This window comes from Wolbachia endosymbiont (group B) of Pammene fasciana (assembly GCF_947251495.1).
In the GTDB taxonomy this organism is placed as follows: Bacteria; Pseudomonadota; Alphaproteobacteria; order Rickettsiales; family Anaplasmataceae; genus Wolbachia.
On the sequence record NZ_OX366360.1, the window covers coordinates 316,256 to 331,637 of the forward strand.

12 protein-coding genes are annotated in these 15,382 nt (G+C 33.2%); 6 read left to right on the forward strand and 6 right to left on the reverse strand.

All coding sequences use genetic code 11. From position 1 onward, the window contains the following. Positions 1–148 precede the first annotated feature (148 nt). On the forward strand, positions 149–1,936 hold the full coding sequence (locus tag OPR29_RS01445) for an AAA family ATPase (RefSeq protein ID WP_264687506.1): 1,788 nt from the start codon (positions 149–151) through the stop codon (positions 1,934–1,936). 242 nt (positions 1,937–2,178) lie between these two features. Then, entirely contained in the window at positions 2,179–3,519 is a 1,341-nt protein-coding gene (locus OPR29_RS01450; RefSeq protein ID WP_010406927.1) for an ankyrin repeat domain-containing protein, read from the forward strand. A 914-nt stretch (positions 3,520–4,433) separates the two neighbouring features. Here OPR29_RS01450 and OPR29_RS01455 read toward each other — a convergent pair. Beyond that, a complete protein-coding gene (locus tag OPR29_RS01455; RefSeq protein ID WP_026097238.1) occupies positions 4,434–5,462 on the reverse strand; it encodes a class I SAM-dependent methyltransferase in 1,029 nt (342 codons plus the stop codon). A gap of 82 nt (positions 5,463–5,544) precedes the next feature. Between OPR29_RS01455 and OPR29_RS01460 the strand changes: the two genes are divergently transcribed. After that, positions 5,545–5,937, forward strand: a complete 393-nt coding sequence (locus OPR29_RS01460) for a hypothetical protein (RefSeq protein WP_007302103.1) — start codon at positions 5,545–5,547, stop codon at positions 5,935–5,937. Then, positions 5,938–6,219, forward strand: a complete 282-nt coding sequence (locus OPR29_RS01465; RefSeq protein WP_052264858.1) for a DUF2610 domain-containing protein — start codon at positions 5,938–5,940, stop codon at positions 6,217–6,219. Here the strand turns inward: OPR29_RS01465 and dapD are convergent, their stop codons facing one another. Next, a complete protein-coding gene (dapD, locus tag OPR29_RS01470) occupies positions 6,220–7,062 on the reverse strand; it encodes a 2,3,4,5-tetrahydropyridine-2,6-dicarboxylate N-succinyltransferase (protein ID WP_052264857.1) in 843 nt (280 codons plus the stop codon). Between the two features lie 38 nt (positions 7,063–7,100). Here dapD and OPR29_RS01475 point away from each other — a divergent pair, with 38 nt between their 5' ends. Both OPR29_RS01475 and sdhA read left to right on the forward strand, forming a co-directional pair. After that, positions 7,101–7,511 (forward strand): zinc-ribbon domain-containing protein, encoded by a 411-nt coding sequence (locus OPR29_RS01475; protein WP_007302100.1) that lies wholly within the window; start codon positions 7,101–7,103, stop codon positions 7,509–7,511. Positions 7,512–7,719: 208 nt separating this feature from the next. Then, entirely contained in the window at positions 7,720–9,519 is a 1,800-nt protein-coding gene (gene sdhA, locus OPR29_RS01480; protein ID WP_264336878.1) for a succinate dehydrogenase flavoprotein subunit, read from the forward strand. On the opposite strand, the gene OPR29_RS01485 is transcribed toward sdhA, so the two are convergent. The 4 genes from OPR29_RS01485 to OPR29_RS01500 all read right to left on the reverse strand — a co-directional run bounded on the left by OPR29_RS01485 (position 9,491) and on the right by OPR29_RS01500 (position 15,157). Further along, complete coding sequence (locus tag OPR29_RS01485) at positions 9,491–11,539, reverse strand: ankyrin repeat domain-containing protein (protein WP_265025325.1); 2,049 nt, start codon at positions 11,537–11,539, stop codon at positions 9,491–9,493. The two genes, sdhA and OPR29_RS01485, sit on opposite strands and share 29 nt — an antisense overlap. A gap of 249 nt (positions 11,540–11,788) precedes the next feature. Next, positions 11,789–12,397 (reverse strand): guanylate kinase, encoded by a 609-nt coding sequence (gmk, locus tag OPR29_RS01490; protein ID WP_010406904.1) that lies wholly within the window; start codon positions 12,395–12,397, stop codon positions 11,789–11,791. A 35-nt stretch (positions 12,398–12,432) separates the two neighbouring features. Continuing rightward, positions 12,433–14,199, reverse strand: coding sequence for a pentapeptide repeat-containing protein (locus OPR29_RS01495; protein ID WP_265025326.1), 1,767 nt, complete (start codon positions 14,197–14,199; stop codon positions 12,433–12,435). Then, on the reverse strand, positions 14,183–15,157 hold the full coding sequence (locus OPR29_RS01500; protein WP_265025327.1) for an ankyrin repeat domain-containing protein: 975 nt from the start codon (positions 15,155–15,157) through the stop codon (positions 14,183–14,185). The genes OPR29_RS01495 and OPR29_RS01500 overlap by 17 nt, the downstream gene beginning before the upstream one ends. Positions 15,158–15,382: the final 225 nt, after the last annotated feature.

Below are 15,382 nucleotides of genomic sequence, written 5' to 3' on the forward strand. Positions count from 1 at the left end.
GGCACTGGGATGACAGTAGTGTGAGATGGGGCTACTTGGATCTAATTTGCTATTCACAATCCAATTATTAACTTGTTTAAATAAATATTGAATTTTTATTTTAATTATATAATAATTAAATATATCATTTAAGATTAAAGATGAGATTATGACAAGTGATCAATTACTAGCAGAAGTACTGAGTATAATTAACGATAAGACAGATTTAAATGAAGATAATATAATTCAGGAAATACAAGAAGAACTAGAGAAACAGAATCAAGATCTACATGAAGAGTGGAAGAAAGTTAAATTTGATGTAAATCATTTATTTAGTCAAGAACTTACATTGTTGCACGTAGCTGCTAGAGGTGGCTTTGAAAACGTAGCAAAAGTCCTGGTAGCAGGAGGAGCTGATGTTAATAAGAAAGATAGTAAGCGCGAGAAGATTCCTTTACATTTAGCTGCTGAAAATGGTCATGTTGAAGTAGTAGAATTTTTCTTAAATAAAGGAATAAGTGTTAATGTAATGGATAAAGAGGGCAATACCCCTTTGCATTATGCTGCAGATAATGGAAGTAGAAAAACAATATCAATTCTAATAAGAAAAAATGCAGATCCTTGGTTAAAGAATTTTCATGGTAAAACTCCAGTGAATATTTATGCATTCAAGCATCCTAATGGCTCTGGATACTTAATGCAGCTGAAAAAAGCGAAAATTCAAGGTTATATCGTTTTTGGCTCAATGTTGTTGTTAGGTGCTGCTATGGCAACATCAATTGTTGCGGTTAATTTAATTGTACCTGATGTGCCTGTATTAAAGGTGTTATTGTGTGTAAGTATTTTGTATGCATTTGCATCTATAGCTAAATATATTACGTACAAAGCGGCTGAATTGGATGCTAAAAATGAGATTAAAAACGAGCAAGATTCAAACATAATAAATATTGAAGAAGTGAGTGATGAAAAAAAATCGGTTAATAAAGCAACGCGCTCAAAAAAATTAAATGATCTTGTTTGTGCAATAAAAGGCTCTTCTAGAATAGAGATAGTTGATCCAGACAAGCAGAAAAAAGTAACACTTGATGATGTTATTGTTTCAGAGGAAGTAAGAAAAGAGTTAAAAATGATTTGTGGTCATATATCAGAGAAGAAGAAAGCTCTTGAAATGCTAAGTTGCAAAATGCCAACAGGCTATATTTTATACGGTCCACCTGGAAATGGTAAAACTCTTATTGCTCGTGCAATTGCATGTGAAGCTAGTGCTAAATTTATTAGCGTTTCTGGATCTGAATGTATGCAAAAATATGCTGGACACAGCGCGCATTACATAAAAGATCTTTTTGCAAAAGCGAGAGAAAATGCTCCTTGCATAGTCTTTATAGATGAAATAGATGCTGTTTGTACAAAACGTAGTAATAGTGGACGAAGTGATGAAGAACACAACCGAATTGTAAATCAGTTTTTATGCGAGCTTGATGGTTTTAATCCTATAGAAGGCGTGACAATCATTGCTGCAACTAATCGTCTAGAAAGTTTAGATGAAGCAGTAATTAGATCAGGTCGCCTCTCTAAACATATTGAAATTCTTTTACCAGATAAAAGCCTACGTGAAAAAATATTGGGTCTTTATACGGAAAAAGTGCCAATGGCACCAGATGTAAATCTAGCAAAACTTGCAGAAGAAACTAATGGTTTTTCAGGAGCTGATCTAGAAAATTTGGTAAATGAAGCAAAACTTCATGCTGTAGATCAGATTTGCGAAGAAGAGTCAGAAGATGAAGAGCTAAAAGTGACAGTGAACATGGATGATTTCAATAATGTACTTAAAGATCTTAAATCTAAAAAGGTTGAGGTTAAGAATGAGAACGAGGCAGTGAATGATTTTATAGAGTTTTGTAAAAATATTTCAAAATGTACAAGTTCGAGCAAAGATTCTTCTTACTTAGCTACATAGAAAACATATGGATCTCCTTATTGTAAAGCAGGAAAGTGATTCAGCAAATGTAAATGCAAAAGTAGAGATAGAGTACAAAAAAAGCAGGTAAAATTTAGTTGTGTTAGATAGATTTTGACTTTCTGCCCTTTTTCTTACCGTTTATCGCAAATCTCCCTAACGTTTATATCTCTCTTACAGATTCATTCAAACTTAATTAAGTGGGAGTATTGTTAATGCGAAAAGGGTTTAATTAAAATGGTATGGCGTGTGAGGAAGACATACATCAATTGGTAGAAAGTGGATTTGATATTAACTCAAAAGATGTAAGCGGAGTCACTCTCTTGCATAAGTTTACAAAAGAAGGCGATTTAGTTGGAGTAAAATCATTATTAGAGCACGAAGCTGACTTTAATGTTGTGGACAATGAAAATAGAAATCCACTGCATTATGCTATTATGCATGGACACAAAAAAATTGCTAAACTTCTTGTTAATCAACTGACAATTAATTCTAGAGATAAAAATGGATTTACTCCACTTCACCTTGCTACACTACAAGATGACACAGAATTAATGGATTTTTTAATAACAAAAGGCGCAAAAATTAATGAAAAAGATGCTGAGGAAGGCTATACTCCTCTTCACATAGCTTCATTATACGGTTCTAAAAAGAGCGTCCAGATTTTAATTGATAGCGGAGCAAATCTTGAATGTGAAGATAACAACTTTCGTACTCCTTTATTTTTGACCATTTATCAATGTACTACACATTATGAAAGTAGAGCAGAGATTATAGAATATCTGATAAAGAAAGGTGCAAACATAGAAGCAAAAGATGCAGAAAATAATACTACGCTTTTTCTAGCAGCATATAACAACAAAATGCAACTGGTAAAGCTTATTGTAAAGCAAGCAAAAGCTAAGTTAAAAGAGTTTATTTGCACAAAAAATAAACATGGTTTTGATGCACTGGATTGCGCTATTAAGCATAATAATAGGCAAATGGTAACATTTCTTGTTTCAAAGGGAATAGAAGCAGATGACCAAGATTGTAGCGGTAACACCAGGTTACATAAAGCTAGCTATAATGGTGATACTAAAGCAGTTAAGTTCTTATTGGAGCTTAAGGTAAACGTTAATGCCGTCACTAGATGCAACAGAACTCCTCTGCTACTTGCAGCTAAAAAAGGCCATGTAGAAATTGTAAGAATGTTGTTAGCAGTAAAAGCCAATATGAATATTTGTGATCAACAAGGTTTTACACCTCTGCATCTTACTATTCAAAAGGATTATTTTGATATAGCTCAGCTATTAATAGAAAAAGGGGCAATTAATTGTAGTAATGATTATACTGCAATAGATATGTTTATTGACAAGGCTCATAGCAAAAAAAATATTGAAGAAAATTACAAAAAATTTTGTAGGTTTTTGATGCTTTACTTGAAAGAGCTACATAGTAAACACAAAGCCTTTTGTGTACTTTCAATCCTAGCTCTAAGCTTAACAATTATAGGTTTACCATTTATTTTCAAGCCTATTATTAAATATAGAGAAAGAAGTAAAATATATAAAAAAATTAGGGCTATGCTGATTTATATTTAAGTATAACAGGAGAACTAAGCTAATATATGACAATTATCTGCTCGATAAAAATGGAATTAAATGTATCCGTTTAGCAGAGTGGCAAAATAAAATAGACAAAACCATAAAAATAAATGGTGTCATGCAATTTGAGCTTCGGCATAGATCCCACATAAATTTTTTGGTACATATTTTTTCAACATTAATTTCGTATTCCATTCAAAGAATATTAATATTGGCATATAAGTATGAATATTATGCTAATATAATTACTTTTTAGGTATACATGGCAAATTTATGCCTGGAAACAGTTTTTCCTACACTTTCTTTATAAAAATCACAGGCGCCTGTTATTAGCTAAAGTAAAGGTCAAGTATCTGGAATTCTGGACATAAAATCCTCCTGTATAAAAAGATTAGAAAAAAATGCAGCGCACATATGACAGACCGCTGAAAAAGATACGCTACGTTTTTTATTGAAAAGTTAACTGAAAGTCTGCAGACAAAGATAGATTTTGAGCTCTTAAAATATCTCTAATCGTCATTATAATCAGATTCAAAATATGCGGAAGTAATTTTTTTTGACAATAGATTTCTTGCATAACCAAGTGTCATTCCAGCTGGGATCCAACTAAACACTTTACAACGTTTTTTGCGCGAAAAGGCTGGATGCCAGTGTCAGCTACTTGCATGACATCGTCTTGGATGAAAATCAGTACGTGATGCACCAAAAATTGTGCATCAAAAGGGTGTCATTTGAGTAACTTTTTTGTTGTCGTGCCAGTGTCAGCTACTTTCATGACACCTATTTGTTCCTATGATAGTCTTATCTGTCTATCTTATTTTGCTACTCTGCTGAACAGATACGTTTTTTTTACCTTTTTTATTCTGTAAATTTTTTAGTATTTGTATGTTTAACATAAGAACTACACAAGACTACAAATGGTGAATCAGCATTACCTTAAAGAGAGTACCCATATTTTCAGTTAACCTTAAAAATTCACTGAAGATCTTATTCTTCTGTTCATTACTTGCATTTTCCATTAAAGCTTGCGCTCTTTCCTTTATACCAAACAAATATAAAAATTCTCTTTGAGTTAAAATCTCACAATTTAAGTATTTTAATGAATCTTTTAACGCTTGAAAGTTTACAAGTGCAGTAATATCACTGTTACCAATATTTTCAAGAAAATTAGCATACTGATGCTGCCTTATCGATTGCAAAGTGCTCTTATATTCAGGATATACATAACCATAATCTATAATCAGGGCAGCTCCTCCGTTATTGACTATCTTATTCTCAAGTTTCTTTAATATTTCGATTCCGGCTAGGCATACTTCCACTACTGCACCATTGAAACCCCCTGTCATTCCAGTCTGGAATCCAGTTTTTGGTCTGGTTAAGCACTGGAGTGACAATGAAAGACTGCCATCATCTTGTTTTATTACTCTATTTTCATACCACTGCCCATCACGATAAATAAATTGGTCAATTGGAAGGGCGTCAAATAACTCATTTGCAAAAAAAATAGTTGGCTGATTTGGTAAGTTGTCGACATCTGTGTGCCAATTAATATCTAATCCCTTTAATTTTTCCTTTTGTATTTTCTGTAAAATAGGGCTTATCTCAACTAGATGAATGTCCATTGAGCTAAAAAAACAGCTATATTTTTTGGTGACTCTTATTACATCATGAATGAGTGTTCCTTTACCTGGTCCAAGTTCAACTAGAGAAAATTTTGATGGCTTTCCTAATTTTTCCCATGTATTCATTATCCACACTGCAATTGTTTCACCAAATAGCTGACTAATTTCAGGTGCAGTAATGAAGTCACCATCTTTGCCAAGTGGTAATTTATTCATGTAATAGCCGTACTCTTTATGATATAGAGCAGCGTTCATAAAATCACTGATAGATATTGATCCTTGGCTTTTATCAATTAATTCGTGTATATAAGTGAGCATATTATTAATAAACATTTAACTATAGCGTGCCATACTATAAAATAGTGGAGTATTTATATATATAATATAAGTTTAAAAACATATGAGTAGTATTCCTTTGGTTATGGACAATCAAGATACGGATTATGTTACCCTTATACCTCAAGATGATGGTATTGAATATAAATTTAAAGAAGCTATCAATTTTGTAGAAAATAAGGTTGTAAGTGCTGATGGATTAACTTTAGCGGAGGTATTTCAAGCATTGGTTCAAATGTTGAATGGTGATCTAGAGTTAGTAAAAAAAGTGTTAGCATATACTAATATTATGGTAAAGCATGGAATGAGGGTAGCAAAAGAGTCACAGCTAAGCAGAGCCGATGTTCGTCGAGCTTTAGAAGGCAAAGAAAGTGTGTTTAATAGGCAAGATTTTATCAAAAAACCACCTCTTGTATCTTCTATAAAATCGGTTAAAAAGAAAAGTAGAGGTCTTTAAATGGTTGAGTCTATAAAAAAATTTACTGTACAGTGTGATTTCAAAGGACAGAATGCACCTTTTGCAGTATATATAGGAAATCCAAAGGGTGATACTCATCCAATTCACCATCAAGATTCATGGCTTGCAAAGGAGCGTGGAGGAAACATTCCTAATAAAGTTAAAGAAAGTTTGCAAAAATTATACAAGCTGTCTCAAGAAAACGGGATCTCTTTTCCAGAATTATGCGCATATGCCATTACTATAGTTAGTAATAATGATAAAAAAAGTGACGGTAAGTAGTTAGATTCTCAATATTTCATTTATAGAAGTTTTTGATCTCGTCTTCTCGTCCACTTTTTTTACTATAACTGCGCAATAGGTTGAAATGTTGTTTTTAGGTGGAGTAGATCCTGGTACAACTACAGAGTAAGGTGGTACTTCACCATAAAATATCTTGCTTGTTTCTCTGTCAATAATTTTTGTTGATGCTCCAATAAACACCCCCATACTAAGGACTGATCCTTCTCTTATTATAACACCTTCGGCTACCTCACTGCGCGCTCCAATGAAGCAATTATCTTCTATAATGACTGGAGAAGCTTGAATGGGCTCAAGAACTCCGCCTATTCCCACTCCACCGGAAATATGGCAATTTTTTCCTATTTGTGCACAACTACCAACTGTTGACCAAGTGTCTATTATTGTGCCAGAATCAATGTATGCACCAACGTTGATAAAGCTTGGCATTAGAACAACATTTTTACCTATGTAAGCAGATTGGCGGACAAAACATCCAGGAACTGCTCTAATTTTTGAATGGTAAAATTTTTCTTCATTCCATTCACTAAACTTACTACCGATTTTGTCAAACCAGCAATTGGTGTTGTCTATTATTTTGCTTTCCTCAGTGAGGAAATGTAATAATATTGACTGCTTTATCCACTTATGTACTATCCATTCTCCACTTGATAGCTTTTCTGCTACTCTAATTTTACCACTGTCAAGTAACTCAATTACCTCTTTGATTATTAATCTTGCTTCGTGTTTTAGATTATAGTCGTTAAGTTTTTCTTTATCTTTCCAAATATTTTCTATCTCATCTTGTAATTTTTTAGTTGCAAATTTTTCATTTATTATATACATATTGATATCAAATTTATATTATTTTATACGTAAGCACTATGAAAATACAATGTCATAATTGTACTAAAACTTACTTAGTATCTCGTGGGCAAATAGGTGAATCTGGAAGAAAAGTGAAATGTACAAACTGCAATCACATGTGGCATGAGTATCTAAAAGAAATGTCAAGTGAATTGTGCCCTGCTGGTATACAAGAAAAAAAAGCTAACTGGAGGCAAAGTTTAACTCTAGCTTTTGCAACAGTTGCAGGGTTATGCGTTATAATTGTTGGTGGTATCTTTCCAGGAGAGGTAAGTAAGATATATAAAGCAGTTAGTTCATATAAAGATTCAATAAGCCATAAATTAGGATACAAAAAAGTGCAAACGGAAAATTCAAGTGCGAGAGAACTTGTTGTAAATGAGTTTTATCAAGATTACCTTTTTCTATCTAATTTTAGATCTAATTAAATAGGCATAAGTCATCAATGTTATGCAAATAACTACACTTATTCCTTTATGATAGTGTCATTCCAATTTCAGCTACTTTCATGACGCCCTATGGTTGTTATTACATCGTTTACTATAGATTTGTTTCAGAAGCTTACATCCAGAAAACTTGTATAGATTTTTTCTACTTCTGTGATATTATAAGCCTGTGATGATAAAATAAGTGGATATGGATAAGTCAGCGTATGAAATCATAGAGCATGAGTATGATGTGGTGATAGTGGGTGCAGGTGGAGCAGGGCTTAGAGCAACACTTGGAATGGCTGCAACTAATTTTTCAGTTGCCTGTATTTCTAAGATTTTCCCTACACGGAGTCATACAGTTGCAGCACAAGGCGGAATTAGTGCAGCCTTGAGCAACATTGCTGAAGATGATTGGCGCTGGCATGCGTATGACACAATAAAAGGTTCAGACTGGCTTGGCGATCAAGATGCAATAGAGTATATGTGTAAAAATGCTGCCAAAGCTGTGATTGAACTTGAAAATTTTGGTGTACCCTTTTCTCGTACGGAAGATGGAAAAATATATCAGCGTGCCTTTGGTGGAATGACAACTCACTTTGGTAAAGGAAAATCGGCTCAGCGTACTTGTGCAGCAGCAGATAAAACTGGGCATGCAATTCTTCATACTCTATATCAGCAATGTCTTAAATTTAACGCTGAATTTTTTGTCGAATATTTTGTAATCGATTTGATTATGGACAAAGGGACATGCTGTGGGGTGATAGCTTGGTCGCTGTGTGATGGTACGTTGCATAGATTTCGTGCACATTCTGTGGTAATAGCAACAGGTGGTTATGGACGTGTTTATTTCTCTGCAACAAGTGCACACACCTGCACAGGTGATGGTAATGGCATGGTGGTGAGAGCTGGGTTGCCACTTGAAGATATGGAATTTGTGCAATTTCATCCAACAGGAATATATGGCTCAGGGTGCTTGATGACGGAAGGATGCCGCGGTGAAGGTGGGTACCTCGTTAATTCTCAGGGTGAGAAGTTTATGGAACGTTATGCGCCAAAGGCAAAAGATTTGGCTTCTCGTGATGTAGTAAGTCGAGCAATGACAATTGAAATTAGAGAGGGAAGGGGAGTTGGGCCAAAGAAAGATCACATGTACTTGAATATATCGCATCTTGATCCGGAAGTGATCAAACTCAGATTGCCAGGTATTAGTGAAACAGCAAAAACCTTTGCAGGAGTTGATGTTACTAAAGATCCGATACCTGTTATTCCAACTGTTCACTACAACATGGGCGGTATTCCAACCAACTATCATGGGGAAGTGATCACGTTGCAAAAAGGTAAAGAAGAAGTGGTAGAAGGATTATTTGCAATAGGAGAGGCAGCATGTGTTTCTGTACATGGTGCAAATCGACTAGGTTCCAACTCGCTTCTTGATCTTGTGGTTTTTGGTAGAGCTGCCGCGCTTAGGGCAAAAGAAAAATTGAAACCTGATACACCACATAAAAAATTGCATTCAGACTGCACAGACTTGATAGTAGATAGATTTAATAAAATGAGATTTGCTTCCGGAGAGTTCAAAGTAGCAAAAATACGAAGTGAAATGCAGAACACTATGCAGAAATATGCATCGGTATTCCGTGTTGCTGAAGTTTTAGAGGAAGGTAAAAAAGCTATAAAAGAAGTAGCAAAAATGATGCCTAACATTGCAGTTGAAGATCGTAGTATGATATGGAATAGTGATTTGGTTGAAGCTCTGGAGCTTGCCAATATGATTCCACAAGCAGTTATTACCATGGAATGCGCAGCTAATCGCGAGGAAAGCAGGGGTGCTCATGCTCGTGAAGATTTCCCTGAACGTGATGATAAAAACTGGATGAAGCATACTATAGCATGGCTTAAAGAAGAGAAAAGCCAAGTTAGTGTAGAAATTGACTATAAAAAAGTTGCTGAAAAAACTCTGAGCGATGAGATTGATTTCATCGCCCCGGAAAAGAGAATTTATTAGTTAACCCATCTGGTTTATTTATAAATTGACGTAGTATTGATACATAGCTCATTTGAGTAGCTGGGCTTTCTTTATGCTCCGATTGATTTGACGATCTTTGTACTTCTTGCTCTGCTGAGTTGTTAGCTAAATTTTGTTGTTCAGTAATATTTTCAGGTTGTTTTGCAGCTAGGTGATCATCTTTACGGCTTTGCTTATCGTTGGTTAATTCCTTAACAGACTTCCTAATGCCGCTAAGTCCCAAAGTGAATATCAGACAGACCACTCCTGTTATAGCTATGATGGGTAACGCTGCTCCAATTGCAATTTGTCCTTGAAAGCAAGAAAGTGTTACCATTGTAATAATAGTAGTTGCTACTGTGATTGCTAACAATACACTAGCTCTCCTGCCCGGATCAATGCATTTCCATACAGCAGATGCTCCTTTTTTTACACCAGAACCTAGCTTTTTAATGCCTGATTGACATTTTTTCGAAGCAGTTCCACAGTGGTATTTTTCCTCAAGCTTCTCTTTTAGTTCTTTAGCTTTCTCCTGTGCTTTCTGTGGAGTATTTGAACAATCTTTTAGATCGCGTAAAGTTAAATAGTACTTTTTAGTATGGAATTCTGGATCTTCTAACCATAAAGAATCAGGGTTAGCACCGTTTTGTAATAATGCTGCACAAAACTTTGTTGTATTATCATAATTAGTTGCTAAATCAAAAATTGTTTCTTGCGATAGGTATTCGATACTTTTTTTTTCTGCTTTTTTCTTTAGTGCTAATTCTAGAGGTGTATTGCCTTGCCTGTTAGTTGCTTTTATAGCTTCATCTAATTTATCTTCAGATATTTTTCTTTCTTTTACTAAGGCTGATATTAATTTCAAGCATGTAACTTTTTGCTTCCCTCTCAGCAAGGCAATATGGTGTAAAGCATTATTACCATCTGTATCTTTCAGGCTAATATCTGCTCCTTTTTTCAATAATTCCTTAAAAGATTTTTCATCTTTATCTTTAATTCCTAAATGTAGTTGATAATTATCATTACTATCTGGAGTATTTATGGTATGGGCTATAACTTCTTCAACTTTTGTTTTTATTTCTGGTTTTCGCTCAGCCAATTTTTCTAAAAATTTAAGATAGTATTCATTTTGCTTTTTAGATAATTTTTCTAAATCCTCTGTAGGTAAGCTTAGCTTGGCTCCATACTTTAACAATTTTGCAAGAAACTTAAGTGTGTTATCGTTATCTTGGATTGTGTGAGAATCATGTTTCCCTTTTATTATCTTGTTAATTAGTGCTACCTGAAAAGGAGTCTTTCCTTCTTGATTTTCACTATCAACAAGTTGTACTAAATTTTTCTCGTTAGCTATTTTTATCAAGGTATCTAGAAACTTAAGCTTTTGTTTCTTTTTGAGCGATGCAATAAGGTGTAAAATATTATTTCCTTTTTCATCTGTTATGCCACTGATATTTGTGCAATCTTTTAGGTATTTTCTAAATTTCCTGTTGTTTCCATTTTGGATTGCATTTAGTAATTGAACGTCATTATCAGAATCCGATATTCCGTTTATTCCATCTTCAAAATCGCTATCAGAATCTGATATTCCGTTTATTTCATCTTCAAAATCGCTACCGTAGCCACTGTCTTGTTCGCTGTGCCTACTAAAACAACTTTTAGTGACTTCAGAAATTACTTGTTTTTTTGTTTCATTTGATATTCTTTTCGATCGTTCTATTACTTCACCTAGCACTGGAAGGAAACATTGGACATAATATCTGTGATATTTTTCCTGTTCTCTAAGCGATTCTTCTAATTTAGTTAATACTTCAGGACTAGCGCCTTCCTTAAATAACCTTTTACATTCCTTGAGTGTTCCATCTCGACTTCCTGGTTTTTTATGCTGATGTTTTTCTTTTTTTACCTTTCTCTCTATAATATTATACAATTGCTTGTCTTTTTTATCTTGTTTTTCATTTTTGTTTATACATTTGTCTAGTTTATTTGCATTACTAACTAATACACTTGAATCTATAACCATATAAAAACCTCAATATTAAAGCTATTTGGCGTTAGCGCTTCAACTAACAACCTATTGAATTGGACTTTTAAATTGAGCTAGATGTTATCGAAATATAGGTGGAAAGCTAGTTTCTATTAGAAAATCTGTTGTCATAATTAAATCCCCACTTTAGCACTTGTCTACTATTTTAACTATTTTATCTTAAAAAATAATAAATGTGGCTAAACTGTGAAGCATGAGTGCTCTGAAAGAGACAAACCAATGTTTTTATAGATCTTTCAAACTTGATTTTTCTTCTAATTTTTTAAGCATTCCTTTACTTAGTATTGATTTTATCTCTTCTACGCTTTTATCAAGATCATCATTAATTATTACGTAATCATATTTATTACTTTTACTTATCTCTTTTTGCGCTTCGGCTAATCTACGCTCTATTTCAATTTCATCATCACTATTACGCCTTTGTAGACGCAGTCTAAGCTCTTCCATTGAGGGAGGTAGTATAAAAACACTTACAACTTTTTCTCTTAAGATTTCAAACAAATGAAATGCTCCTTGCCAATCTATATTCAGTAAAACACTTATTCCACTGCTCAGGTTTTGTTCTATAAAATCTTTTGGTATACCGTAAAAATTCTCAAAAACTTTGGCATATTCAAGCATTTGACCAGCCTTACATAGTTCGTGAAACTTTTCTTCAGTAACGAAAAAATAGTCTTTTCCGTTTACTTCACCGGGACGAGGTTTGCGTGTAGTCATAGAAACAGACATAACTAAATCAGTTGATTGCTCAAGTAATTTTTCTGATATAGTAGTTTTTCCAGCTCCAGAAGGAGAGGATAGAATCAGTAGTATGCCCTCATTTTTTACGGTCATTTTTCTTTATTTAACAAGTACATTATAGAGCTTTTTTAAGACTTTGTATTTTTTGAATCAAAGTTTAAAAGACTAGAGCCCTCTAAATTAGAATTTGATAAATTGGCATCAATAAGAGAGGAATTATCAAAGACAGTATAACGTAAATCGGCTTTTTCAAGATTTGCCTTATTCAAATTAACGTTTACAAACTTTGCTCTGCTTAATATTGAATTAGAAAAAATAGCATTTTCTAAATTCATATCTTTAAACTCAAAGTAAGAATAATTTACATCAAATTTTTCACCCTGCGATATTTTCTCTTGCAGATCTTTAATTGAAGTTATAGCACTCTCTAGACCTGTAATTTTGCTCTGTCCCTGATTGTCAATCATAATTGAATTATCAAATTTGCAATCTGTTAAATGAATATCAGCAATTGAACTTTTATATATGCTTGAAGAGAGGAAAGAGACATCACTCACTGTTGAATTATTCAAATTGCTAAGAAAAAAACTAGTCTTTCTAAAGGCATTATCATAAAACACGGAGGATTTGAAATCACTTTCAATAAAGTTTGAATTAGTGACTTTTGACTTAGACCAGCTCGAATTATCAGCTAATAATTTGAAGAATATTGAATTTTCTATCTCACTCGAATCCATATTATGGTGGGAAAGAGTACTATTATAAATTTGAGAGTCTTTAATTTTTGTCTTATACATTGAAGTTGTGGAAAGATCTGAATCTTCTATTTTTGCAGAGGTAAACAATGAATGGTCAAAGAACGAACCATTCATGTCAGAATTCACAACTTTAGTATTATGAAACTTTCCATGACAAATGTTAGCGTTATAGGTATTAACTTTATGCAATTCACTAAAACTAAAATCAATATTAGATAAATCAGCATCCTGAAGGTCTGATTCGAAAACATATGCATGTTTTATCTTGGAACCATTTAGTATAGATTTAATGAAGTTTGAATTATCCCCTTTCACATAGGAAATTTGTGAATTGCTTAAATTGGCTTTTTCAAAGTTACTATCAACTATAATAGAAGCATTAAAATAGGCGTTCGAAAGATTGCTACCTGTAAAATCCAATTTTTTTATTTTAGCACCGTATATATTAGCGTTTTTTAGTGAAGAGAATTGTATCTTGAGCTTGTGTGCATCCACTCCAAAGAAACTTGCATTGTCGAAATTATTCTTCTGCATAACAGTGTCGTTTATTTCACTATCACTAAAATTGATGTAGCTGGCACTTGAGTTTGATAAATTGGAGAAATTCATTTTTACATTCAAGAATTTGGTATGCAAACCAATTATATTACGCATACTTACTTTGTTGAGATTAGAATTGACAAAATCAGCATAACTGATATTAGATTGATCAAATATGATATCTGTTAGATTTGTAGAAGCAAATTTTGAAAAACTTAAATTTGTGCCTTTTATTTTAACACCATGTAAATTAGCATTGGAAAAATTAGCACCACGCAAATCAACATCGATAAAAGACACATCTGATAAATCGGTGTTAGAAAAATCGGCACCAATTAAACTTACTCCATCAAAAATAGATTTGCTTAAATACAATTGACTAAAATTAGCACCATTTAAATTAGGACCAAAACCTTTCTTAAAATCTTGTGGTATGCCTGCTTTGTTGCACTGTACTAAAAATTTAGCAAAATCTTTTGTATTGTAAGATACGTATTTTACATCGTGCAGAGCACTTAAAAAATCATTGATTGCATCATCTCCATAGCATAAATGACCAACTAAAATTAATATCAAAAGTCTAATTATCTTTTGCATCGCAGGTACTTTCTTTTGTTTTTATAGCAAAGTTATACATCTCTGAGTCTTCTTCATTGTTTATTTCTTTATCCTCTAAAAGGTATGGCATCATTTCGGCAATTGCGTTTATTATGTTGATCTGATTCCTTTCGATTGCTATTTCAATAGGGGACTTAAAATTATTATCAACTACTCTAGGATCAGCACCTTGTAATAAGAGAAAGCGAACTGTGTCTATTTCACCTTGTTTCACTGCATAAATTAGAGGAGTATCACCCAATTTATTTCTAAATCTTAGTATTTCTTGAATTGTTAATCCAATTTTTTCTAGCTTATTTATTACTCCTCTTAGACAAATTAAGTTGCCCTTCTTGATGCAGTAAAAAAATTGCTTACTGTAATCATCAGTAAATATAGTTTTAGGAAGGTGCTCGTTTAGGCTATCATATTGTCTTTTATATATAGACTTGCTTTTATGTTTTTTTATTTCTTTGTTTAGCTTTGTCCATTTTTCGCTTTCTTCATTTTTTTTGTTTACAGGTGTTATATTGTCAGGCTGTTCTTCTTTCTTTTTCTCTGTTAATTGGCTTGTTGAAAGTTCGGTGTCTTTTTTGCTAATCTCCTCTTCAGGCTGTAGGTTTGTTTGATTATTGTGACTGATTTTCTTCTCTTCAGGTTCTTCTTTTTTTTCTTCTGATAAAGGACTTGTTAGAGCTTTGGTATCTTTTATATTAGTCTCCTCTTCAGACTGTAGGTTTGTTTGATTACTTGAAGGTACTTCTTCATTGATTACATTTGTTGGGTCTGTGATTTCTTTGAGTTCGCTCAGAAGCGGCGAAGTTTTTTCAGCATCAGTGTTGCTTTTCGATACGTCTTCTTGATTTATACTGCTTTCATTTTTATTTTCTTCAGGCTGTTCTGCAGCAAGCAGGTTAGATATAACAATTAATAGTATGAAGAATGCTTTATATTTCATAAACATTGCAAATATAGGCTTAATTAAAATGATACTATAATCAAATGATTAATCTACAGTAAAAAGTGCTTTAGTTATTGTACAAGTATGATTATGTAAAAATTTATTTTTCTCTTTTATCTAGGTTTTATCTGAAATTGTCATTCGAGTAGCTGACATACAACTGTACGGACATTAAAGAAATCAGTATACAGCTGTATGAACATTGTGGTAATTTGCGTACTA

What these genes read in the sequence shown, in the direction of transcription:
- gmk (WP_010406904.1), bottom strand. Translation starts at nt 12,397, where the DNA reads ATGACCGTAAAAAATGAGGGCATACTACTGATTCTATCCTCTCCTTCT.
- OPR29_RS01465 (WP_052264858.1), top strand. Translation starts at nt 5,938, where the DNA reads ATGGTTGAGTCTATAAAAAAATTTACTGTACAGTGTGATTTCAAAGGA.
- OPR29_RS01475 (WP_007302100.1), top strand. Translation starts at nt 7,101, where the DNA reads ATGAAAATACAATGTCATAATTGTACTAAAACTTACTTAGTATCTCGT.
- sdhA (WP_264336878.1), top strand. Translation starts at nt 7,720, where the DNA reads ATGGATAAGTCAGCGTATGAAATCATAGAGCATGAGTATGATGTGGTG.
- OPR29_RS01445 (WP_264687506.1), top strand. Translation starts at nt 149, where the DNA reads ATGACAAGTGATCAATTACTAGCAGAAGTACTGAGTATAATTAACGAT.
- OPR29_RS01495 (WP_265025326.1), bottom strand. Translation starts at nt 14,199, where the DNA reads ATGCAAAAGATAATTAGACTTTTGATATTAATTTTAGTTGGTCATTTA.
- OPR29_RS01455 (WP_026097238.1), bottom strand. Translation starts at nt 5,462, where the DNA reads ATGCTCACTTATATACACGAATTAATTGATAAAAGCCAAGGATCAATA.
- OPR29_RS01450 (WP_010406927.1), top strand. Translation starts at nt 2,179, where the DNA reads ATGGCGTGTGAGGAAGACATACATCAATTGGTAGAAAGTGGATTTGAT.
- dapD (WP_052264857.1), bottom strand. Translation starts at nt 7,062, where the DNA reads ATGTATATAATAAATGAAAAATTTGCAACTAAAAAATTACAAGATGAG.
- OPR29_RS01485 (WP_265025325.1), bottom strand. Translation starts at nt 11,539, where the DNA reads ATGGTTATAGATTCAAGTGTATTAGTTAGTAATGCAAATAAACTAGAC.
- OPR29_RS01460 (WP_007302103.1), top strand. Translation starts at nt 5,545, where the DNA reads ATGAGTAGTATTCCTTTGGTTATGGACAATCAAGATACGGATTATGTT.
- OPR29_RS01500 (WP_265025327.1), bottom strand. Translation starts at nt 15,157, where the DNA reads ATGAAATATAAAGCATTCTTCATACTATTAATTGTTATATCTAACCTG.